Below are 21,103 nucleotides of genomic sequence, written 5' to 3' on the forward strand. Positions count from 1 at the left end.
TCAGCGCGTAGAGCTCGCCTCCCCGCTGCGCGAGGAACACGGTGCCGAAGCCGCCCTCGCCAAGCTGGGCCTCCACCACGTAGCCGCCCACATCCGTGCCGCGGGACACCTCCGCAACGCGGCTCTTCTCGCGCCCGCTCATGGGCGGACTCTCACGAGCCTCTTGCTCGGGATCGGCGACGTGGCCGAAGGAGAGATGTGGGCGCCCTCGCGCATGAACTCAACCTCCTGGGTAGTGTGGGAGGCTAACAGAACGGACGCAGCAACCCTCCTCGAACCGTCCTCGGGGAACTTCTCTCATGTAGAAGGGCAGCACTGGAGCGACTGGCCAGGGATGACGCATCGGGTCTACTCGTCCATCAACCCTGGGGGTATGAAGTTCAGGGAGCCACCGGGGGCGGTGCTCTGTCCCTCCTCACCACGGCTGCGTTCCTCAAGGGGCGGCCGCGGCCTTTGGCGGACCTTCGTTGTGTACGCACCTGCGCTTGACCCCGTCAATGCCCGGGTGGAGCCTTTGGTGGTACAGCCCTGTCCTTTCGCCCTGGGTACCCTGCCTGGCTATGAGGAAATTCATGGCAGGAAGGCGCGCTCACTTCTGGATCGCCTTGATCGTGATGCTATGTGGCCTCGCGGGGTGCAAACCCTCCCCAAAGCCCTGCGCTTCAGGGACGGTGGACAGGGACGGCTCCGCCACGAACGGTTGCGAGTGTGTGGTGTCCGCCGAGACGTGCGATCTGGAGGATAACGACTGCGATGGTCTCGTCGACGAGGGCACGCAGTCCCTCTTCTACCAGGATCAGGACGGTGACGGCTTCGGCGGTACCGTGCTCGTGCAGGCCTGCTCGGCTCCAGCTGGGTTCGTATCAACCTCGGGAGACTGCCAGGACTTCACTGCAAGCATTCATCCAGGGGCTGCCGAGGTCTGCAACCAGGTAGATGATGACTGTAACGGGGAAGCCGATGAGGGCGTGGCCGCTCATGCCTTGTATCGAGACAATGACGGAGACGGTGTCGCTGCCTCGAGCACCTCTGTACAGCATGCGTGCCGAGCCTCTGCGGGGTGGGTACCCGCGAAAGATGTAGACACTGATGGGCAGCCAGATTGGGACTGCAACGACGCCGATCCCACCTCCTACCCAGGCGCACCGGAGGTCTGCGGTGACGCACGGGATAATGGCTGCAGCGGCTATGTGGATCGCGTCTGCTTCAGCGATTGCAGTGGCCGCTGGCCCTTCCGCCTGGCCTATTCTCTGGGCTACCCCGGTGTACGGTCGGCTGACCTGAACGGCGATGGTCGGCATGAGGTGATCGTCCACGACTCTTTCGGCTTCGCTCTGTTGGACAGCGGTGGGGCAGCATTCCTCAACTACTCAGCCCCTGCCCACAATTACGCCCGAGGCGAGCCCTTGGTGGCAGACATTGACAACTACGATCAATATGGTCCCGACATCCAGTCCTTGGAGGTCCTCACGGGCAATGGAAACACCCCCAGGTTCTACAAACTGCGTCCAGACGGCAGCGTGGCTCAATATGCCAACTCCACCGGGGTGTATGATGCTTCGCTTTTCCTGGCCTCGGATCTGGATCGGGATGGCAAGGTCGAGTTCTTCGCGGCCGTAGGGTGTGGGACCGTAGGAACCCGGATCTTCCGCTTTGATCCCACGAGAGGCATCCTCGACCTCGCAGGCAGCGTGCCCGATCCTCAGGGGGCCTGCGAATATCATGCGGGACGGACACTCACAGACTTGGATGGAGATGGAAAGGCGGAGTTCATCTTCGGCAATGGTTACTTTGAACCCACTGCCCCCACATATTGGGCGGGCAACCTGTTTGCCTCTCGAATCCATCCCACGACACTGGCCGTTCAACCCTACTGCCCCGCAGGAGCCTGCTTCACGACCCACATCCCGGAGCTCCACGGAGGCATGGTCTATTCGCTCTACCGCTTCGGGGAGAGCCTGCGCTCCAACGTCGTCTACTCCAGCTCCAACGTTCCAGACACTGCCAACCCAAGCATCCTCCGCTTCTGGGAGTATGATCTCGGCGGATCCCCTCGCCCTGGCTCACCGAGCGAGACAAACACTCTCTGGCAAGGCCTGACGGACGTAGACCGGGACGGCGTATCCGAGAACTTCGCTGAGGCGGCAGGTATCGGCCTCTTTGATGTCAATGGTGATGGCTATCCTGACCGCGTCCACGCCTCGGGGAGTGAACTCCGCCTGAGCTTGTGGGATCCCATCCGCAAGGACTTCGTCGAGAACGTCTCCTCGAGAGCACGGCTTGCCAACTCCAACCTGGCACTGCGCTCGATCTGGGACCTCGATGCCGATGGCCGGCTCGACGTGCTCGCATCGGATGCCAGTGGCAACGTCTATTGCCAGGAGTTTGGGAACGACACCTGGAACAAGCTGTCGAGCGTGCCCCCCATGCCAATTCACCTGAAGACGAACCAGTGGGACAACTACGAGCCCAATGAGGGGAGGGATGCGGATGCCGACGGTCTGCCGGATGAAGTCCTGCGCATTCCCTCTGCGCTGACTGCCAAGGGCGACTTCTACAGCTATCTCTCCTCAGCCACCGACAAGGATTACTACCTGATCGATGCGAACCACGTTGTGAGCATCTGCGTGACGGCTCCTATGGGGAAGTCGTACACACTGAAGGTCTACTCATTTGCAGATCGTTGGAACAACTCGACGCACGCTCCCGGTGCGGATGGCGCGAAGGATGGCCTTGTCTGGACAGATACCACCGCCAGTCAGACCAAGTGTTTCTATGGCAATCACGTGTCTCCTCCTCGCTGGGGGGAATACAAGTTCATCATCGGTATCGAGTCTGCGGGTGGAAGCTTCTCGGCACAATGGCCCTATTGGATATCCGCGCCCAAGTAGCTGCGGCCTGCGGCGCTGGAGCGCGCAGGGCACTGGCCAAGAGCAGGCCCGCGAGCTTCCGGAGCAAGGTTTGGTTCATTAGCAGAGCCGGCGGAGCCAGCGGCGCATGTTGTCCTTGTTGAGGGAGAAGAAGCCGGTGCGCTCCTCGTAGAGGAAGGGCTCCAGCAGCTGCGCCAGCGCCCGGTATTGGGGCGGGTGGTGCGCCTTGGCGGTGTCGATGGCATCGGGCCACTCGCCCAGAGAGATGAGCAGGCGCTCGCCTTCCATGCTCTGGAAGGAGACGTCAGGAAAGGGGAGCGTGTGGCGCAGGCCCTCCAGGCCGCCGAGCTGGCCGAGCAGAGGCTGGCCGAGGAAGGTGAGCCAGTAGGCACCTCGGGCGCGCGTGCCAATGGCCCGGCTGGTATCGGTGAGATGATAGAGGTCCAAGCCCAGGTAGCGGGTGAGATAGCCGATCAGCTCGCGCCGAGCTGCGTACCAGAGGCCATGAGGGGCAACAAAGGCGAGGCTGGCGTAGCCGAAGCTGAAGGGCAGCTCGCGAGCCAGCTCGAGGGCCAGGGCGCGGAAGTGGGCGGGGCCATGCTCCAAGAGGTACTCGGTGGGAAAGGAGAAGGCCACCCCGCTGGTGGCGTCCTCATCATGCGAGTAGAGCGGGTCATCGAGCTTCCGGCCGTGGTACTCGAAGTGGTAGCCGCCCACCTCACTACAGTTCTCTTCTAGCTCAACGATCCACGCGATCCCGCCGGGGCGCTCGAGAATTCGCTTTCGGATGTGCTGCCAGCCCTTGTCATCGAGGGGGAGGGTGTCGCCATCGTCCGAGCCATACCAGGCCAGCGACTGGGGGGGAGTGGCGCGGAGATAGGTCTGCAGGGCGCGCCAGATGGCGGGGGCCACCTCGGGGTGGGAGCGGCGCATGAAGAAGCAGAGGACGACGCCATCGCGGGCCACCAGCCTGTCGGTATCCGTCTTCAAGCGGATGACGGGAATGTTCTCTCTCATGGGACGATCCCCGCCTGTGGCGAGATGAGCAGGGCTTTTCCCCCCAGTGCTGCCTTGTAGATTTCGCCTTGGTTTTCCCCGAAATAGGCGCTGTTCTCTCCATAGAGCGTCCACCGGGGCTCATTGGTGTCGGGGCAAGGAAACTTGAAGTCCAGGGTGAGGGCGGAGCTCCGCAGGCTGCTGCGATCAGCATGAAGGACGATGTCGGGCTTGATGGTGCGCCAGAGCTCCCGGGTACAGCCCAGAGCGACGAGGCGCTCCTCTTCGGCTCGGCTGACGGTCTCAACGACTTGGGCATTCCGGTAGTAGCGGAAGCGCTGCTCGAGGCTGAAAGGTGCGGGCCAGAGCTGCTCGAGGACTTCTTGAGCGCACTGGAGGGCGAGGACGTGCTTCTGCTGGCCCAGGAGCATGGCGCGGGTGATGGGCTTGGCGCAGCCGTCCACCTCCACCTCCTCACCGCACTCCGCACGAGTGGGGGAGCGGTTGCCGAAGTGCGAGGAGTTCACCTGACGCTCGGCCTGCTGGGCACACTCCACGAGGCGCTCCTCGAAGTCATTGACCGCGTTATCGCTCTCCAGCAGTGCGAGCAGGAGAGGAGCATGCTGGACGAGGCTGGAGGCCACGGCCCTAGAGGCGGCAGGGGCAAGGCCTCTGGTCGCTTTCGCTGCGGTGGCCGCGTGGCGGAGGCGGCTCGCGGTCTCCGTGTCGAGGCGCAAGTCCCTCCGTGAGGAGGGGCTGGGGGTGCTGGCACAGGCCGCGAGCAGAGCACTGGCCAAGAGCAGGCATGAGAGCTTCCAGAGCACGGTTCGGTCAGGTGGCATAGTCGATTGCTTCCGCTCCCCCTGCTTTATGGAGTGCTCCTTCGGAGGAGCGGCAGGATGTACGACTTCCAGTCGGTGCGCTCGACCGGGCTCCCCGGAGGATGTTGGCCGCCTCCCACAGGTGGGACTCCAGCGCACCGAGCGTGCTGGGCTTTGACTCAGGGGCTGGGTTCTTGGGTGGGGCTGCAACCGCCGGGTGAACAAGTGGTTCCGGCTTGGACTTCATTCGTTTCGGGTGGGCATGACGTGGGGGCTTGGGAGCCGCCGCCTCCTCTATCAGGGCTTGGGGAGCGAGCCAGGCCAACCTGTCATACAAGCAGACAGGTTCGTCCAGAGTGCGCCGCCGGGGGCCGTGCCTTGGGTCCTCATGTGGTGTAAACACTCGGCATGTCCGGCTCCAGCAGCAGGGAGGACCCGTGCGGGGAGTGAAGCGCTCGCCGCCCGGGCTGCGCTAGCCGATGTGGCGCCGGCTCCTGCCCGTGCTGGCCGGCATCGGCCTTGGGCTCGCGGTGCTCGCTGTGGGCCTGGGGTCGCTGCACGGCATCTTCGCGCGTGAGCGGGAGGAGGGTCGGCGTGCGCTGGAGGACCGGCGCCGCGCGCTCGAGCTCTACGCGCGGCAGGCGTTGACGGACTCGCTGCGGCGGGCGCTGGAGGAGGCCGGGCCGAGGCTCCAGCAGGCCGCGGTGGATCCGCTCGTGCCGGACTCGGACCTGCTCCTCTTCCGAGCGGGACGCCAGCTCCTGCCACGGACCTCGGCGCCGCGCGGAGGCCCTGCGGCGCCCGCCCAGATGCTCCATGGAGCGCTGGAGGCCCGAGGGCCGGGCACGCTCGCAGCGGAGGAGGATCCGGAGGAGCCGTGGGCGCAGCGGCTGCTGTTGATGGACCGCTTCCTGGCAGCGCTGAAGTCCGCCGATGCCTCGGGGGTGGAGCGCACGCTCCGCGAGTGGCTGTCCCACCGCGCGCGCTTCGTCCTGCCTGTCGCGAAGGACACGGTCGCGGCGCTGTGGCTCCTGGAGCGGTTCCAGGCAGGTGGACGGCCTGATCCCCTGCTGATGCGCTCGCTCCTGCGTGACGGAGTGCAGGGGGTGAGCGGCGCCCGGGTCGAGGGGCTCCAGCGGGTGCTGCTCGATCGCCGCGAGGCGTTTGGACACGCCGACTTCGCGTTCCTCCGCGCGCGCATTGCCCAGCTGTCGGAGCTGACGCACGTGGACTACGTGGATTTCAACCAGCGCGCTGCCGCGGAGCCTGGCATGAGCGTGCCTCTGTCGCTCCCCCTGGCGGAGGCGGAGCTGCGGCCCGAGGGCTGGTACGTCGAGCCGCTGGGGAAGGATGGGGCGCGCGGCATCCAGGTAGGCGCCACCGCGCTCATCGAGCGGGTGCGGGAGCAGATGCGCGAGCGCGCGCTGCTGGACGACGAGGATCGCCTGGCGCTGTCGCGCACGGACACCCCGGCGCTCCTCTCCACCCTGGCCGTGGCGCTGGAGTCGCCGCGGACGGTAGCCGCCGTCTCGGAGCTGGAGTCGCGGTACCGGCTCAAGACGCTGCTGCTCGGGTTCAGCGGGGCGCTGGCGCTGGCCATCGTCGGGCTGGCGGTGCTGGCGCACGAGCGCAAGGTGCGCTTCCTGGCGCTGCGCTCGGAGTTTGTCTCCACCGTCTCTCACGAGCTGCGCACCCCGCTGTCGGCCATCCGCGTCATGGCGGAGACGCTGGAGCGGCGGGTGGGGGGAATGCCGGGCGCGGGCAACTACCCCTCCCGCATCATCGCGGAGGCGGACGCGCTGGGCCGGCTCGTGGAGAACATCCTCACGTACAACCGGCTGGAGAAGGGACGCTGGGAGGCACGTCGCGAGCAGGTGCCGCTGGAGCCGCTGATCCAGCGAGTGGTGGAGGACGCCGCCGCCCAGAACGCCGCCCGCGTGGAGCTGAAGGCGGAGGGCCTGGCCGGGCTCTCCGTCCCGGGAGATCCGGAGCTGCTGCGGATGCTCTTCTCCAACCTGGTCCACAACGCGTGCCGCTACACCACGCGCTCGCCGGTGGAGCTGCGCGTCGAGGCGCGCAAGGACGGCGCCACGGTGGTCCGCTTCAGCGACAACGGGGTGGGCATCCCCCGCGAGAGCTGGGAGGCCGTGTTCGAGGAGTTCCGCCGGCTGCGGCGCGAGGAGCTGCCCGCTCGCGGTGGCAGTGGCCTGGGGTTGGCGATCTGTCGAAGAATCCTGTCGCTGCACGGCGGCACCCTGCGTGTCGCCGCCTCGAGCCCCGAGGGCACCACCTTCGAAATGACGTTCCCACCCGCATGAGCCCACTCGCTGCTGGCGCCCGCGTCCTGCGCGTCCTGGTCCTGGAGGACGACCCGAACCTCCGCCTCACGCTCGTCGACAACCTGGAGGAGGAGGGCTACGCGGTGGAGGCCGCGAGCACCCTGGCCGAGGCCCGCCCGAAGTGGAAAGCCACGGCCTTCGACGTGGTGGTGCTCGACATCATGCTTCCGGATGGGGACGGGTACTCGCTCTGCCGCGAGATGCGCCAGGCGGGCACCTCCAGCCGGGTGCTCATGCTCACCGCGCGCACGCTGGAGGACGATGTGGTGCGCGGCTTCGAGGTGGGCGCGGATGACTACGTGGCCAAGCCCTACCGCCTGCGCGAGCTGCTGGCCCGCATCCGCGTGCTGGCCCGCCGGAGCGCCACGGCCGGGCCGCCAGAAGAGGTGCTCTCGTTCGATCGCTTCCGGGTGGACCTGGCCTCCCGGCAGCTGCTGGACGAGCGCGACCAGCCGGTGGAGCTGACGCGCACCGAGTTCGACCTGCTCGTCTACCTGCTGCGCCACGCGGGCAAGGCGCTCACGCGCGATCAGATCCTCTCCGCCGTCTGGGGCGAGGACGTCGTCGTGGACGGGCACACCGTGGACAACTTCGTGTCCAACCTGCGCAAGAAGCTCGAGTGGACCAGCGGCTCGCGCTTCGAGCTCCGCTCCGTGCGCGGGGTGGGCTACCGGATGGACCTCCACGGGTAGGACTGCGAGCGCCTGACCTTTCACGTGGAGTAGCGCAGGCTGCAGAAGACTCCTCATGAGTGTTGCCTTCCCACCAAACCCGGAGGGCCTGGTCACACCTTGTCCCCCAGCCACCGCTCGAACGGACTAGGAGGCGGGAGTGCTCGACATGCCCCCCCAGGCGAGCATCCTCCTCGTCGACGACATTCCCGCGAACCTCATCGCCCTGGAAGCGTTGCTGTCTCCGTTCGGCCACCGGCTCGTGCGCGCGGCCTCCGGCCATGAGGCGCTGAGGTGCGCGCTGCTGGAGGACTTCGCCGTCATCCTCATGGACGTGAGGCTGGGCGACATGAGCGGCATCGAGGTGACGGCGATGCTGCGAGATCGGGAGCGCACCCGGCACACGCCCGTGCTGCTCATGACGGCGGCCAACGGCGACGATCGCGAGCTGTTGGATGGGTACGCCCAGGGTGCGGTGGACTACCTGCGCAAGCCGCTGGTGCCCGAGGTGCTGCTCGCCAAGGTGGCGGTGTTCGTGGACCTCTACCGTGCCCGCGAGGCCATGAGCGAGCGCACCGCTCAGCTCCAGGAGGCGCTCCAGGAGCTGGAGTCCTTCAGCTACTCGGTCTCCCATGATCTGCGGGCCCCGCTGCGCCACATCACCGGCTTCGCCCAGCTCCTGGAGCGCAAGGCCGGCCCGAAGCTGGATGACACGTCCCGTGGCTACCTGAGGACCATCATCTCGGCCGCGCAGCAGGGCGGCACGCTCGTGGACGATCTGCTCTCCTTCTCCCGGATGGGCCGCGCGGAGCTGCGCCACAGCCGGGTGGAGCTCCAGGAGCTCGTGGACGAGGTCCGCCGCGAGCTCCTTGTCGACACCCAGGATCGCACCATCGAGTGGCGCATCGGCCCGCTGCATGCGGTGCGAGCGGACCCGGCACTTCTGCGCCAGGTGATCCGGAACCTGCTGGGAAACGCAATGAAGTACACGCGGCCCAAGCCTCATGCCCTCGTTGAAGTGGGCTCGCGCATTTCCGCTGGGGATGTCGAGGTGTGGGTGCGAGACAACGGCGTGGGCTTCGAGATGCAGTACGTGGACAAGCTCTTTGGAGTTTTCCAGCGGCTTCATACGGTCGAGGAGTTCGAGGGCACCGGGATCGGGCTCGCCAACGTCCGGCGCATCATCTCCCGTCATGGGGGGAGGACCTGGGCGGAGGGTGCTGTGGGGCAGGGTGCTACCTTCCATTTCTCACTGCCTCGCGCCGCACCTGACACGAAAGACGGGCACCGCCGTGACTGAGCTCAAGAGGATCCTCCTGGTGGAAGACAGCGCCAACGACGTGGCGCTCTCGCTGGCGGCCCTGGAAGAGATCAACCTCGCCAACGAAGTCGTCGTGGTGCGGGATGGGCAGCAGGCGCTCGACTTCCTGCTGCGCCGCGGCGAGTACGCGGATCGCAGGGACGGAAACCCGGCCGTGGTCTTCCTGGATCTGAAGCTGCCCAAGGTGGACGGCCTCGAGGTGCTCGCCCGGGTGAAGAGCGATCCGCAGCTGAAGGCCGTCCCTGTCGTGATGCTCACCTCCTCGCGCGAGGAGCGGGATCTGGCGCGCAGCTACGGCCTGGGCGTGAACGCCTACGTCGTCAAACCGGTGGCCTTCCCGGACTTCGTCGCGGCACTGAAGGAGCTGGGGCTCTTCTGGGCCGTCGTCAATCAGCCCCCTCCGGGCTCTCTCACTCAACCCACGAGGAGGTAGATGCATGCAGAGAGCCTCGCACGAGTTCGAGCCTGCTCCCTCTGGACGGTCCCTGGCCCTCCTGCTGCTGGAGGACAGCGAGCTGGACGCCCGCCTCATCCGCGCGCAGCTCGAGGAGGCAGGGCTGAGCTTTCACCTGGAGCGGGTGGACGGCCGCGAGGACTTCCTGCGGGCGCTCGCGCGAGGGACTTTTGATCTCATCCTGTCCGACTACAACGTCCCGGGCTTCGACGGCCTGAGCGCCCTGAGCGCCTCGCGGCGGTTCCTGCCGGACACCCCCTTCCTCTTCGTCTCTGGCGCGCTGGGCGAGGAGCGCGCCATTGATCTGCTCAAGCGAGGGGCCACGGACTACGTCCTCAAGGATCGGCTGGAGCGCCTGGTCCCGAGCCTGAAGCGCGCCCTGCGCGAGGCCGAGGGCGAGCTCCGTCGCAGGCGCACCGAGGAGGCGCTGCGCCGCTCGGAGGAGCGCTACCGGCTGGTGATGCGGGCCACCAGCGACGTCGTCTGGGACTGGGATGTGGAGACGGACTCGGTGCACTGGAGCGACGCCGTCGAGCAGGTGTTCGGCTCCGGGCAGACGGCACTGGGGAACGACCGCGAGGGGTGGGTGCGGCGCATCCACCCTGAGGATCGCGAGCGAGTCTGGGACAAGCTCCAGCTTGCGCTCGGCACGCGGGAGGACCGCTGGCAGGACGAGTACCGGATGCTGCGCGGGGATGGGACGTACGCCTTCATGGTGGATCGGGGCTACATCGTCCGGGATGTCGAGGGCCGGCCGGTGCGCATGGCGGGGGCCATGCAGGAAATCACCGAGCACAAGCGCTCCGAGGAGGAGCGGCAGCGCCTGATGGGCGAGGCGCGCCGGCGGGTGGAGTTCGAGCAGCAGCTCGTCGGCATCGTCAGCCATGACCTGCGTGGCCCGCTGAATGCCATCCTCGCGGGAGCCTCGATGATGCTGCAGCGCGACAGCATCGAGCCGTGGCAGGCCAAGACGGTGGCCCGCATCCTCTCTTGCGCCGATCGGGCCAACCGGCTGATCCGGGATCTGCTCGACTTCACGCAGGCGCGCATGGGGGGCGGCATCCCCGTGCGGCCAGGCTCGGTGGACTTCCATGAGCTGACGCTGCAGGTGGTGGAGGAGGCCCGCGTCGCCCACGTCGAGCGCGACCTCCAGGTGAGCCAGCGCGGGAGTGGGCGGGGGCAGTGGGACTCGGATCGGATGGCGCAGGTCATCTCCAACCTGGTGACCAACGCGCTGAAGTACAGCCCCGAGAACACACCTGTCCGGGTGGAGAGCGTGGGCGAGGCGGAGCGGATGGTGCTCCGCGTCCACAACCAGGGCGAGCCCATCGCCGCGGATCTGCTGCCGCGCATCTTCGAGCCGCTCCGGCGTGGGAAGCGGCGGGCGAACCGCTCGGATCGGAGCATCGGCCTGGGGCTCTACATCGTCCGGGAGCTCGTCCTGGCGCACGGCGGCACCGTGGAGGTGAGCTCCACGGAGGCGGAGGGCACGACGTTTACGCTCTTGCTGCCGCGCACCCCGCCTGCCAGCGAAGAGGACTCCTCGGGCGGATGAGGGAGCCGTGGGCGCCGCGCGCCCCCCGCCTCAACGGGTGGAGCCCTCCAGCGCTGCCTCGGGCTTCTTCGGAGAGGCCTCGGGCTCGGGGCGCAGCGCCTTCACCAGCGCCATCATCTGTGCCACCAGCGCCGTCAACGCATGGCCCTCCTGCGCGCCCGCACCCGAGCCGATGGAGATCGAGCGCAGCTCCTGGGGCTGCGGCAGCTTCTCGGCGATGGTGGGCAGCAGCTCCACCAGCCGGGCTTGCACATTGGAGGGGCTCAGGCCATTGAGGATGCGCTGACGGGACTCGAGCAGCTCCAGCTCCGCGCGGGCCTGCTGGTTGGCTGCCGCACGGTCGGCATCCGCCACCTCAATGCGGGAGAGCGCCTCGCGCTTGCGCCGGGCGGCATCGACGCCGTGCTTGAGCTCGGCCAGTGCCCCCTCCACCGCGAGCCGCTCCTTCTCCAGCTCGGCGGAGTGCAGCGAGGTCTGCTGCCGCTCCACGGCCAGCTTGCGTGCGTCCTCCTCCTCGCGCTGCTGGCGGCGCAGACGCTCGGCCTGCTCGCGATCATACGCCTCCGCCTCCTTGCCCGAGCGCAGCTGAGCCAGCTCGCCCTCGCTCTCCAGCCGGGAGCGCTCGCGGTCCTGCTCGACCTGGAGCTCGCGGCGGGAGATGGCCTCCTCGGTCTCCAGGCCCGCCAGGCGCGCCACCCGCTCGCGCTCGGCCCGGAAGGGCTTCTGCAGGCTCTCCCAGAGACGCGCCGAGCTGACCACTGCCTCCTTGATCTGCACGGTGACGATGCGCAGGCCCAGGCCCTTGTCGGTGCCACCACCGCCCTCGGCCACCTGGCGCAGGCGGGCGGTGAGCTCCTCGATGATGGGCTGCTTGTCGGAGAGCACCGCGTCGATGCTCATGGTGGCCACCTTGTCCTTGATGGCGGCCTCGGCCTGCTCGCGCAGCTGGACGTTCACCACGCGCATCGGATCCTCGGCGTCGGTGAAGTCCAGCTTCTTGTAGGCGGTGGGGAAGTCCTCGATGATCCACTGCACGTAGCCCTGGACGAGCAGCCCCTGCAGCTCGCGGCAGATGGAGTGCGCGTTGATGAGGATGGTCTGCATGGCGCCGGGGGCCACGAGGAACGAGTCCGTCGCCGGGTTGAAGCGGAAGGAGACGCCCAGGCCGATGTGCAGCGGCTTGTCATGGCCGCGGCGGGTGTGGACGACGTAGGCGTTGGGCGGGACGATGACGGTGCGCCAGCGCCAGAAGCCGGTGATGCGCACATCCACGGCATTGCCACCAGGCATCTCGGGCGGAGCGGGAGCGAAGCCGCCCCTGCGCCGGGGCGCCATGGCCTGCTGAGGCATGGCAGCCACGTTCGCCGCCATCTTCCGCGCCTTGAGATCCACCTCGACGCGCTGCTGCTGCTCCTGGACCTGATCCAGGTACTCGTTCTTCATGGACTGGTTCATGGATTTCCCGCCCCCGGAGTCGACGCGCGCCATCTAACCAGAATGGAGGCCACGAAGGGATCCGCCCTCTGGGCTTCCCACCGAAGGAAGGGCTTGCGAGACTTGGCGTGGAGGAGGGTGCATGAGCAGGCGAGCCTGGGGGTTTGCGGGAGCAGCGGTAGTCGCCGGGGTGCTGGGGGCAGTCCTGGGTCAGGGCATGCAACCCGAGCCCACTCCGGGGGCGCAGCGCCCGGCCGGCACCACCTCGAGAGGGTGGGAGCGGCCTCGCGGCGTGCCCACACCGCCTCCGAGTGGCAACCTGCGCATTCAGGGCCTCGTGCGGGACGAGCGAGGACCGGTGGCAGGGGTTCGTGTCTCCGCCACGCGGCCCATGCCAGGGGAGACGATCTCGGAGCTGCCCTGCCCGGGAGCCTTGGAGGACAGGGACCCGGACGCGCGCGTCAGGCGCTTGCCAGAGTGTCTCCATGCCGTCAGCGCTCAGGTGATGGAGCTCGTCCTCGCGCGCCATGGCGAGGCGCCCGTCCATGCGGAGACGGTGACGGCGGCGGATGGGAGCTTTGTCCTCGAGGGGTTGCCGGAGGGGGAGTTCACGCTCTGGGCGCTCGGCGAGCGGGGTGCGGAGCTGCGGCCCCAGGTGGCCGCGGGAGCGGAGGGGGTGGAGCTGGAGCTGGAGGAGGGCGTGGTACTGGAGGGCATCGTCACGGACCCTGCCGAGAACCCGCTGCACGAGGTGCGGGTGACGCTGCTGGATGCGCGGTACTCGCGGTTCTTCGACACCCAGAGCGGGAAGGATGGGCACTTTCGGGTGGGGCCTCTGCCGAAGGGTGACTACGCGCTCGTGGCTGAGAAGGAGGACTGGCTGCCGATGTTCTCGCCCCCCTACTGGGTGGAGAAGAGCGGGAGGGTGATCCTCTACCAGCCGGGGCGGCTTGTGGGACGCGTGCTCTCGAACGGGGCTCCCGTCTCAGGCACCGAGGTCCGGATGAAGGGGAGGGAGGAGGGCGAGCAGGTGACGGTGACGGACGAGGAGGGGCGCTTTGCCTTCGACGGGGTGAGGCCGCACGTCTACGAGCTCACGGCGCAGCGGGAGGGGCAGTACGCCTTCGTCCGGGCCTCCCTGCGGCCTCTGGAGCTCTCCTCGCGAGAGGTGGTGCTGCACCTGCGGGAGGGACGCCAGGGCGAGGGCACGGTGCGGGACGACACGGGGCGGCCAATCGAAGGTGCGCGCGTGTCCGTCAGGCGAGAGGCGGAGTATGGACAGGACTGGGAGGCCGTGACCGACGCAGACGGCCACTACCAGCTCGGCCTGCTGGTGCTGGGCACCTATGCCACGGAGGTCTCGGCTCCCCGGTACCACCTGCAGAACGAGCGGCACCTGCTCACGCGGGACTCGGAGCCCATGGACGTCACGCTGACTCGGGCTTTCTCCGTCTCGGGGAAGCTCGTGGATGAGGACGGCCTCCCCGTACCAGGCGCTACCCTCCAGCTGGTGAGCTCCAGCGAGGGGGAGACGGTGATGGGCACGGACAGCCAGGCCTTGTCGGACGAGTCCGGTCACTTCGTGGTGGATGCCCCCACGGCCGGCACTTGGAGCCTCTCCAGCGAGGACGAGCGCTTCCTCCCCGCGAGAATGCCAGTCCAGGCTCCTGCCGAGAACGTCCGCTGGGTGCTGCGGCGAGGGGGCGGGGTGGCAGGGAGCGTCACCGACGCACAGGGAGCTCCGCTCGAGCGGGTCTGGGTCTCCCTGTGGAAGTCAGGGGAGGGGTGGACCCTTGAACGGTCTGAAGCGACGGATGAGCAAGGCCGCTTCTCCCTCGCGGGGCTGGGGGCGGGGAGCTATGTGCTCGAGGCCTCACTCAGACAGGAGGGCGTGGATCGCCAGGAGTCGCGTCCCTTGGCGCTGCGTGACTCCGAGCATGCCGAGGTCTCGCTGAGCCTCGAGGCCGGCTGGAGCTTCTCGGGCCTCGCGGTGGATGAAGCGGGACAGCCCTTGTCCGAAGTGAGAGTCAGCGCAAGCCCGCCCTCCAAGACCATCCCTCCGTGGCGGCGCACCCGCCGCTCGTGCGGAGACGACCTCCCACGGGTGTACACGGGGAGGGACGGTCGCTTCACCTTGAGACACCTCACGGGGGACGCGTACGAGCTGTGGGCGCACAAAGAGGACTACAACTTTGTCCCGGCCATGAGCGCGGGGGCCGAGCCGATGAATGAGAGCAACCTGCTCGTGCGCCCGGGCGCGAAGGAGGTGCGCCTCGTCTTCAAGTCCCAGGCCCGGGTGCGAGGGCGGCTCGTGGGCCCGGAGGGAGCACCTCTCCCGCGCTTCGAGGTGAACGGCCGCCTGGTGAGCGATGCGAGGGGAGCCTTCTCCGCTCCGATCTGGGAGACGGGCACCCAGGAGTTCTCCTTCGAGGCGCCCGGCATGGCACGAGCCACTCGCTCCGTGGAAGTCCAGGCGGAGGTGGACTTGGACTTGGGAGAGGTGCGGATGGATCCAGGCCGTCGCGTGGAGGGCCGGGTGCTGGACGCCGAGACGGGAGCGCCTGTGGCGGGGGCCAGCCTCCAGGTCTTCGATGTGTCCCCGGACGGGCCGGAGCTCTCTCAGCGGGTGGGCCTCGACGCGGAGACGCAAGAGGACGGCACCTTCGAGCTTCCACACCTGGAGGCGCGGCCGTTCGAGCTGGAGGCGACCCGCTCGGGCTACCGCCCGGCACGCGCAGCCTTGGGTTCCTCCAACGCGTCCGTGACGGTGCGGCTGGACCCTGGGGCCTGGGTGGAGGTCAGCGTCCGGGACTCCCAGGGACGGCCGCTGACCGCGCAGGTGAGATTTGCGCGCGAGGAGGATGACTCCGGAGAGAACCTGCTCGTGTACAAGGGCTCGGGTGTCCAGCGAGGACTGGAGCCGGGGGCCTATCGGGTGCAGGTGCATGACGCGGGTGAGGCCCGGGGGCTCTTCCTTGCCCAGCGGGTGAACATTCCCGAGCGTGGGAAGGTGACGCTGGCCTTCGTGGAGCGAAGAGAGGGGGCCACCCTGGCGCTGCGGGTGGAGGGGCAGGAGGAGCTGATCCTGGCGACGCTCCTGCCTGGCACGCTGTCCATCCCTGTCACGATGGAGAAGTTCTCGCAGTGGGGAGACAACGGGCTTGCCCCCAAGGAGGACAAGGACGTGATGACGTTCCTCTACCTCCCGGAAGGACGGGCCCGGCTCCTGCTGGTGACGGGGGGCGAGCAGGCCCGCTTCCACTTGGAGGAGCTGGACGTCCCGGCAGAGGGTGTCCTGGAGCGGGTGGTGCGACCGCGCTGGCAGCCGCTCCCGGACAAGTAGGCGCGCCTCTCAGCTCTTTCGGAGCACCGCGAGGGCATCCACGAGCGCCGAGGTGTAATCGGCGAACCCAGCGGGCGGCTGGGTGCCCTTTCGGACGACGGCGCCCTTGTTGTTGTGCACGCCGAAGAGGGCGCCCGGGTTGTCGAACCAGGCGCCGCGGTACGCGTCCTGGATCATCTGTCCCTGCTGCTCGGGGTTCATCTTCGTCCAGGGCTTGCCCTGGCGGAGCGCCTTGCCGAAGTCGTAGCCATCCCCAAAGAGCTGCGCCCACAGGGCATTGGGGACGTAGCCCCAGCCGCCGTGCTGGTACTGCCAGACGTGGACCAGCTCGTGGATGATCACCGAGACGTACTGGTGCGGGTACGCGTGGGCCTTGCCGGGCAGGTTGATGGTGTTGCCCTTGGTGTAGGCCCGGCTGCCGTTGATGAGCTCGGTGAAGGAACCCATCTTCTCGACGCGGACGACGTCATACTTGAGGCCAGAGGCGAACACCTTGCGCGCGGCCACGAGCTCAGCCTCGCTGAGCGAGCGCTTGTCCGGGATCTTCTGGGCGGTGCTCGTGGCGCCATTCACCACGTGAATGTTGGACGATGCCGGTGATGCTCCGTCGGGTGGGGAGGCTTGCGCTTCGGGTTCGATTTTTGCGCCCATGTCCCAGGCTCCTCGCGGGTTCGAGCCGAAGAGTACCGCAGACTTCCAGGAGCGGACATCCGGGCTCGGCTGGCAGCCGGGCATGGAGGGGAGCCTTCTCTCAGGGACGGCCATTTGATACGATTTCGGAATATCCGAAGATGGAGTTCTGCTATGAGAGAGGGATGAAGCCGCTCCGACTGATTCTGGAAGTGCACCGGGCCACGCACCGCATCGGGCTGTTCCTCGAGGGGGCGGAGCCACCGCTGGACGTGTCGCAGGGGGAGGCGCACCTGCTCACCTGGCTCTTGGAGGCGGGGGACTCGCCCATGAGCGCGCTGCACTCGGCGTTTGCGCACAAGCGCTCGACGCTGACGAGCTACGTGGACCGGCTGGAGGCGAAGAAGCTGGTGCGCAGGGAGCTGCGGCCGGAGGACCGGCGCTCGTTCCAGGTGTGCCTCACGGCGGTAGGCAAGGCGCTGGCGGTGCGGGTGCATCGGCACCTGGAGGCACTGGAGGCGGCGGTGCTGGGCGGCGTGAGCGAGCGGGAGGTGGAGGGCTTCGCGAAGGTGCTCGCGGCGCTCATCTCGGCCAGTGAGCGCGAGGCAACCCAGAGGAGACGGAAGGGAGGCACGGCATGAGCACGGGAGAGCTGTCTGACGCGGAGTTCCTGGCGGCGGTGGAGGAGGCGACATACCCGGGGGACAAGTTCGGGCACCGGGGGCACCTGAGGGTGGGGTGGCTGTGCCTGAGGGCGCACGGCTTCGAGGCCGGGTTGGAGCGGATGCGCGCGTTGCTGCGGGACTACGCGACGGCGCTGGGGGCGGCGGAGAAGTTCCACGAGACGATCACGCGCGCCTGGGCCGAGCGCATGCAGGCGGCGGTGGACGAGACGCCGGAGCTCGGCTCATTCGAGGTGTTCCTGGCGGCGCACCCGGAGCTGTTGGACTCGAGGATGTTGAGCCGCCACTACCGGAACGAGACTTTGAGCTCGCCGTTGGCGAAGGCGAGCTGGGTACCGCCGGATCTGGAGCCGCTGCCCTCGCGCTGACTCACGGGCCGGTGACACCGTGCTCGCGCATCCACTTCTCGAGGTTGCCGCGAGCGGTGGCCTGCACCTTCTTCTGCAGGAACGGCGTCCACCCGAGCAGCAGGCCCATGGGACCGAGGGCTTGGCGCGACCAGCGGTGGAAGTTGAAGCGGTCGCGGTGGCGGAGGATCTTCCCGTCGCGGAACTCGAACTCGCCGTCGATGATGTTGAGCACCTTCCGGCCGGTCGCACCGAAGGTGTAGCGAGCCTCCCAGTGGGCACGGCCGGTGCGGTCATCGGCCTGGACATCGCGGAACTCGAGGGTGAGATCCTTCCCACGCTCACAGAGCATGCGCCACATGGAGGTGACGCCGGCATGGCGGAGGCCGACGAACGCCTCATCGGAGAACTCGGCGTCCGGGTGATAGCAGGTGGCCATGGTGTCGCCGTCCCGCCGCTGAAAGGCGGAATAGAAGGTGTTCAGGAGCTGGGCATTGGGGTGCATGGGGGGAGTGTTAGCAGACTCCCGGCACGCGTGGTGCGGGTGGGTGGGAGCTGTAGGGCGCCGGATGGCGGCGTGCGGTTGTGCTCAGCGCTGGGGCACAGGCATGGCAAAGTGGAGGCATGGCGCGAGACATCGTGATCTGGCCCCACAAGGTGCTCACCTCGGCGACGAAGCCGGTCACGGACTTTGGTCCGGGGCTGGAGAAGCTGCTGGACGAGATGTTGGAGTCCATGAGGGAGGCCAAGGGCATCGGCATTGCGGCCAACCAGGTAGGAGAGTCCCTGCGGGTGGCCCTGGTGGGCCGTGAGGACGGGACGGTCTTCGAGATCGTCAACCCGCAGGTGCTGGAGCGCTCGGGGAAGGTCACCTGGGAAGAGGGCTGCCTCTCGGTACCGGACCAGTGGGAGAAGGTGCAGCGCTACGAGAAGGTGAAGGTGCGCTACCAGGACAAGACGGGGCAATGGCACGAGGTGGCAGCGGAGGGGAAGCTGGCGCACGTGTTCCAGCACGAGATCGACCACCTGGATGGGCATGTCTTCGTGGACTACCTGTCAGGGCTGAAGCGGAGCCTCATCCAGGAGCGGATGAAGAAGCTGCAGAAGACGCTGAAGCGGAAGAAGGACTGAGCGCGCGGGCCCATGCGTGACGAACTCCGAACCCGGGTGCTTGCTGCGGTGCTCCTGCTGTTGACGCAGCTCCACTGCGCCACCCCTCCGAGCTCCGCTGTCCAGACCCCTGCGGCCTCACCTGCTCAACTCGTGGACGAGGCAGCAGCGATCATCGAGCGGGAGTCCCTGGACGTGTCGCGCGTGGACTGGAGCGCGGTGCGAGGTGCGGCCCCGAGAGACGTGGCAACGGTCGAGGAGGCACACGCGGCCATTCGGGGCATGTTGGCGAAGCTGGGCGCCCCAGCCGAGCGGCTGTTGAGCGCGAGCCAGGCGGCGGCGCTGATGGCGGAGGTCGGCGGGGGTGAGAGCGTGGGAGTGGGCCTGCCCGAGCTGCTCTCCGTGGATGTGGACGAGAAGACGCACCTGCTCACGGTGGTGACGCCACTGCCGGACTCACCGGCGGCAAGAGCGGGGCTGAGGCCGAGGGACGTCATCGAGGCCATTGAGGGCCGGCCCACGCGAGGGCTCTGGCTGGAGGAGGCCGCGGACCTGATGCGAGGGCAGGCTGGAACGCGCCTGACGCTCACGATCCGCCGGGGTGAGGAGGTGTTCCCAGTGACGCTGACCCGGGAGAGCCGGCAGCGCTGGACCCGGCCGGTGCGCTGGAAGGTGGAGCAGGTACAACAAGGGCGAGCACTGGGCTTGATCGGCTTCGACCTCTTCTATGCCGGCGTGGGGGCGGAAGTCCGGGAGGCAGTGAAGCAGCTCCAGGAGGCGGGAGTAGAGGGGCTGGTGCTGGACCTGCGCGGCAACGGAGGGGGACAGGTGCAGGAGAGTGTGGAGGTGGCGAGCCTCTTCCTGGGGGATGCGCCGCTCGGCAGGCTCGTGGGGCCAAAGGAGCCGGCGATGGAGCTGCGAGCGGAGGGAGCCACGGCGAGTGTGCGCTGGCCGCTGGTGGTGCTGGTGGACGAGGGAACGGCGAGCGCGGCCGAGCTGCTCGCGGGAGCGCTGGAGGCGCAAGGGCGAGCGGTGCTCCTCGGGGCAAGGACGTTCGGTAAAGGGCGGGTCCACGCACCCTTCCCCTTGAAGGACGGCTCGGTGCTGTTGCTGACGGTGGCACGGGTGAGAACTCCCTCGGGGCGAGACATCCTGGACGAGGCGCTCGAGCCCTCGGTGCGAGTGTCCTCGAAGGGGACGTCAGGCGAAGACGCCGCATGGCAACGGGCGCTGGAGTGGCTCGCAGACAAGCGCTGAGCGAGGGTGGGACCGCCGACCAGCGTCGTACCGCCAGCAAAGGAATGGAGACCAGAGTTACACTCGGGGCATGAGCGCGGCGCCTCTTCCTGAGCACGTGGCGAAGTTCCGGACCGAGTACCGGCGGACGGAGTCAGGGAGGTACTACATCGGCTGGGCGCACTTCGCGTTCACGAGCCTGGGCTCGCTGTCGGTGATCGGGCTCGCACTGAGCCAGCTCTCGGGGGTGCGGCCGTGGGAGTGGCTAATGGTTCCGGCGAGCTTCCTGCTGGCGAACGTGGCCGAGTACTTCGGGCACCGCGGGCCGATGCACCACCGGACGAAGGGGCTGGGGCTGGTGTACCGGCGACACACGCAGCAGCACCACCACTTCTTCACCGATGAGGCGATGGCGTACGAGTCCAGCCACGACTTCCGGATGGTGCTCTTCCCGCCGGTGCTGCTGCTCTTCTTCCTGGGGGGCATCGCCACGCCAATTGGCGCGCTCTTCTTCGCGCTCGGCTCACCGAATATCGGGTGGCTCTTCGTGGCAACAGCGATGGGCTACTTCCTCACCTACGAGTGGCTGCACTTCTGCTACCACCTGCCCGCCGAGCACCTGCTGGCCCGGCTTCCGCTGGTGGCGAGGTTGAGGAGTCACCACCAGGTGCACCACGACCTGAGGCGGATGGGGCGCTTCAACTTCAACATCACCTTCCCCATCTGCGACCGGCTGCTCGGAACGGTGTGGAAGCAGAAGTAGGAGCCGCCTCCTGTACGCCTACCCCTCTGGAGGGCAGGCGCCCTGCGCAGGAAAAAGTCCTACGGAAGAAGCACCACGGCCCGGGGGGTTCTCACCTTTGGGCGCCATGCACACCCTGGCAGTCCTGATCACCTCCTGACCAAAGAAGGATTTGACGGGCGGGTGACGAAGCGGTAGTGATCCTACCCCCCTGCACGGACGTCCTCGACACAAGGGTGTCGGGCAAGCCAGGTGGGGGCGGAATCAGAGGTCGACGAAGTCGGTTGACACACAACGCGGCAACGAAGTAGAAGCCGCGCCCCTCCGGGCGAAAGACGGGAAGCGGTTCACCGCTGAACGAAAAACGGCCGGAAATGAAGGAACGGCGGTAGGTGGTTGAACAAATCACCGAAACCGGTTGACGCGGGACGCGGGGGCGGAGTAGAAGCCGCGCCCCTCCACGGAAGGGAAGAACGAAGCCACTGGGCGGGTTCTGACTGAACGAGGACGAAGCAGGAAGGGCGAAGTTGACAGGCCCTGAAGCATGAAAT

Annotated in this window: 17 protein-coding genes; 12 read left to right on the forward strand and 5 right to left on the reverse strand. The window is 67.6% G+C overall.

The genetic code is table 11. The features are described from left to right. Nucleotides 1-713: 713 nt before the first annotated feature. On the forward strand, nucleotides 714-2,891 hold the full coding sequence (locus tag VD972_RS11595) for a putative metal-binding motif-containing protein (RefSeq protein ID WP_324985324.1): 2,178 nt from the start codon (nucleotides 714-716) through the stop codon (nucleotides 2,889-2,891). Between the two features lie 78 nt (nucleotides 2,892-2,969). Here VD972_RS11595 and VD972_RS11600 read toward each other — a convergent pair whose 3' ends face one another. Beyond that, nucleotides 2,970-3,887, reverse strand: coding sequence for a type VI immunity family protein (locus tag VD972_RS11600; protein WP_324985327.1), 918 nt, complete (start codon nucleotides 3,885-3,887; stop codon nucleotides 2,970-2,972). After that, the gene (locus tag VD972_RS11605) at nucleotides 3,884-4,510 is read right to left on the reverse strand and encodes a hypothetical protein (RefSeq protein WP_324985330.1); all 627 of its coding nucleotides are present in this window, start codon (nucleotides 4,508-4,510) and stop codon (nucleotides 3,884-3,886) included. Before VD972_RS11605 ends, VD972_RS11600 begins: the two co-directional genes overlap by 4 nt. A gap of 656 nt (nucleotides 4,511-5,166) precedes the next feature. Here VD972_RS11605 and VD972_RS11610 point away from each other — a divergent pair. The 5 genes from VD972_RS11610 to VD972_RS11630 all read left to right on the forward strand — a co-directional run bounded on the left by VD972_RS11610 (nucleotide 5,167) and on the right by VD972_RS11630 (nucleotide 11,027). Next, nucleotides 5,167-7,005 carry a HAMP domain-containing sensor histidine kinase gene (locus VD972_RS11610; RefSeq protein ID WP_324985333.1) on the forward strand — a complete coding sequence of 613 codons (1,839 nt, stop codon included), beginning with the start codon at nucleotides 5,167-5,169 and terminating at the stop codon, nucleotides 7,003-7,005. Beyond that, entirely contained in the window at nucleotides 7,002-7,718 is a 717-nt protein-coding gene (locus tag VD972_RS11615) for a response regulator transcription factor (protein ID WP_324985336.1), read from the forward strand. Before VD972_RS11610 ends, VD972_RS11615 begins: the two co-directional genes overlap by 4 nt. Nucleotides 7,719-7,866: 148 nt before the next feature. After that, a complete protein-coding gene (locus VD972_RS11620; RefSeq protein ID WP_324985367.1) occupies nucleotides 7,867-8,997 on the forward strand; it encodes a sensor histidine kinase in 1,131 nt (376 codons plus the stop codon). Further along, entirely contained in the window at nucleotides 8,990-9,451 is a 462-nt protein-coding gene (locus tag VD972_RS11625) for a response regulator (protein ID WP_324985338.1), read from the forward strand. The genes VD972_RS11620 and VD972_RS11625 overlap by 8 nt, the downstream gene beginning before the upstream one ends. 4 nt (nucleotides 9,452-9,455) lie before the next feature. After that, on the forward strand, nucleotides 9,456-11,027 hold the full coding sequence (locus VD972_RS11630; RefSeq protein WP_324985340.1) for a sensor histidine kinase: 1,572 nt from the start codon (nucleotides 9,456-9,458) through the stop codon (nucleotides 11,025-11,027). A 30-nt stretch (nucleotides 11,028-11,057) separates the two neighbouring features. On the opposite strand, the gene VD972_RS11635 is transcribed toward VD972_RS11630, so the two are convergent. Next, nucleotides 11,058-12,482 (reverse strand): SPFH domain-containing protein, encoded by a 1,425-nt coding sequence (locus VD972_RS11635; RefSeq protein ID WP_324985341.1) that lies wholly within the window; start codon nucleotides 12,480-12,482, stop codon nucleotides 11,058-11,060. A gap of 121 nt (nucleotides 12,483-12,603) precedes the next feature. Between VD972_RS11635 and VD972_RS11640 the strand changes: the two genes are divergently transcribed. Further along, complete coding sequence (locus VD972_RS11640) at nucleotides 12,604-15,804, forward strand: carboxypeptidase-like regulatory domain-containing protein (protein WP_324985344.1); 3,201 nt, start codon at nucleotides 12,604-12,606, stop codon at nucleotides 15,802-15,804. A 9-nt stretch (nucleotides 15,805-15,813) separates the two neighbouring features. Here VD972_RS11640 and VD972_RS11645 read toward each other — a convergent pair whose 3' ends face one another. After that, entirely contained in the window at nucleotides 15,814-16,455 is a 642-nt protein-coding gene (locus VD972_RS11645; protein ID WP_324985347.1) for a hypothetical protein, read from the reverse strand. Nucleotides 16,456-16,619: 164 nt separating this feature from the next. Between VD972_RS11645 and VD972_RS11650 the strand changes: the two genes are divergently transcribed. Both VD972_RS11650 and VD972_RS11655 read left to right on the forward strand, forming a co-directional pair. Then, nucleotides 16,620-17,075 carry a MarR family winged helix-turn-helix transcriptional regulator gene (locus tag VD972_RS11650; RefSeq protein WP_324985350.1) on the forward strand — a complete coding sequence of 152 codons (456 nt, stop codon included), beginning with the start codon at nucleotides 16,620-16,622 and terminating at the stop codon, nucleotides 17,073-17,075. Beyond that, entirely contained in the window at nucleotides 17,072-17,485 is a 414-nt protein-coding gene (locus VD972_RS11655) for a hypothetical protein (protein ID WP_324985353.1), read from the forward strand. The genes VD972_RS11650 and VD972_RS11655 overlap by 4 nt, the downstream gene beginning before the upstream one ends. A 1-nt stretch (nucleotide 17,486) precedes the next feature. Here VD972_RS11655 and VD972_RS11660 read toward each other — a convergent pair whose 3' ends face one another. After that, nucleotides 17,487-17,969, reverse strand: a complete 483-nt coding sequence (locus VD972_RS11660) for a nuclear transport factor 2 family protein (RefSeq protein ID WP_324985356.1) — start codon at nucleotides 17,967-17,969, stop codon at nucleotides 17,487-17,489. Nucleotides 17,970-18,088: 119 nt separating this feature from the next. On the opposite strand from VD972_RS11660, the gene def reads away from it, so the two are divergent. The 3 genes from def to VD972_RS11675 all read left to right on the forward strand — a co-directional run bounded on the left by def (nucleotide 18,089) and on the right by VD972_RS11675 (nucleotide 20,573). Then, entirely contained in the window at nucleotides 18,089-18,595 is a 507-nt protein-coding gene (gene def, locus VD972_RS11665) for a peptide deformylase (protein ID WP_324985359.1), read from the forward strand. 12 nt (nucleotides 18,596-18,607) lie between these two features. Further along, nucleotides 18,608-19,831, forward strand: coding sequence for a S41 family peptidase (locus VD972_RS11670; RefSeq protein WP_324985362.1), 1,224 nt, complete (start codon nucleotides 18,608-18,610; stop codon nucleotides 19,829-19,831). A 70-nt stretch (nucleotides 19,832-19,901) separates the two neighbouring features. Continuing rightward, a complete protein-coding gene (locus tag VD972_RS11675) occupies nucleotides 19,902-20,573 on the forward strand; it encodes a sterol desaturase family protein (RefSeq protein ID WP_324985364.1) in 672 nt (223 codons plus the stop codon). Nucleotides 20,574-21,103: the final 530 nt, after the last annotated feature.

The organism is Hyalangium sp. (assembly GCF_035629615.1).
Classification (GTDB): Bacteria; Myxococcota; Myxococcia; order Myxococcales; family Myxococcaceae; genus Hyalangium.

What these genes read in the sequence shown, in the direction of transcription:
- VD972_RS11610 (WP_324985333.1), top strand. Translation starts at nt 5,167, where the DNA reads ATGTGGCGCCGGCTCCTGCCCGTGCTGGCCGGCATCGGCCTTGGGCTC.
- VD972_RS11615 (WP_324985336.1), top strand. Translation starts at nt 7,002, where the DNA reads ATGAGCCCACTCGCTGCTGGCGCCCGCGTCCTGCGCGTCCTGGTCCTG.
- VD972_RS11635 (WP_324985341.1), bottom strand. Translation starts at nt 12,482, where the DNA reads ATGAACCAGTCCATGAAGAACGAGTACCTGGATCAGGTCCAGGAGCAG.
- VD972_RS11650 (WP_324985350.1), top strand. Translation starts at nt 16,620, where the DNA reads ATGAAGCCGCTCCGACTGATTCTGGAAGTGCACCGGGCCACGCACCGC.
- def (WP_324985359.1), top strand. Translation starts at nt 18,089, where the DNA reads ATGGCGCGAGACATCGTGATCTGGCCCCACAAGGTGCTCACCTCGGCG.
- VD972_RS11645 (WP_324985347.1), bottom strand. Translation starts at nt 16,455, where the DNA reads ATGGGCGCAAAAATCGAACCCGAAGCGCAAGCCTCCCCACCCGACGGA.
- VD972_RS11630 (WP_324985340.1), top strand. Translation starts at nt 9,456, where the DNA reads ATGCAGAGAGCCTCGCACGAGTTCGAGCCTGCTCCCTCTGGACGGTCC.
- VD972_RS11675 (WP_324985364.1), top strand. Translation starts at nt 19,902, where the DNA reads ATGAGCGCGGCGCCTCTTCCTGAGCACGTGGCGAAGTTCCGGACCGAG.
- VD972_RS11620 (WP_324985367.1), top strand. Translation starts at nt 7,867, where the DNA reads ATGCCCCCCCAGGCGAGCATCCTCCTCGTCGACGACATTCCCGCGAAC.
- VD972_RS11660 (WP_324985356.1), bottom strand. Translation starts at nt 17,969, where the DNA reads ATGCACCCCAATGCCCAGCTCCTGAACACCTTCTATTCCGCCTTTCAG.
- VD972_RS11655 (WP_324985353.1), top strand. Translation starts at nt 17,072, where the DNA reads ATGAGCACGGGAGAGCTGTCTGACGCGGAGTTCCTGGCGGCGGTGGAG.
- VD972_RS11640 (WP_324985344.1), top strand. Translation starts at nt 12,604, where the DNA reads ATGAGCAGGCGAGCCTGGGGGTTTGCGGGAGCAGCGGTAGTCGCCGGG.
- VD972_RS11600 (WP_324985327.1), bottom strand. Translation starts at nt 3,887, where the DNA reads ATGAGAGAGAACATTCCCGTCATCCGCTTGAAGACGGATACCGACAGG.
- VD972_RS11670 (WP_324985362.1), top strand. Translation starts at nt 18,608, where the DNA reads ATGCGTGACGAACTCCGAACCCGGGTGCTTGCTGCGGTGCTCCTGCTG.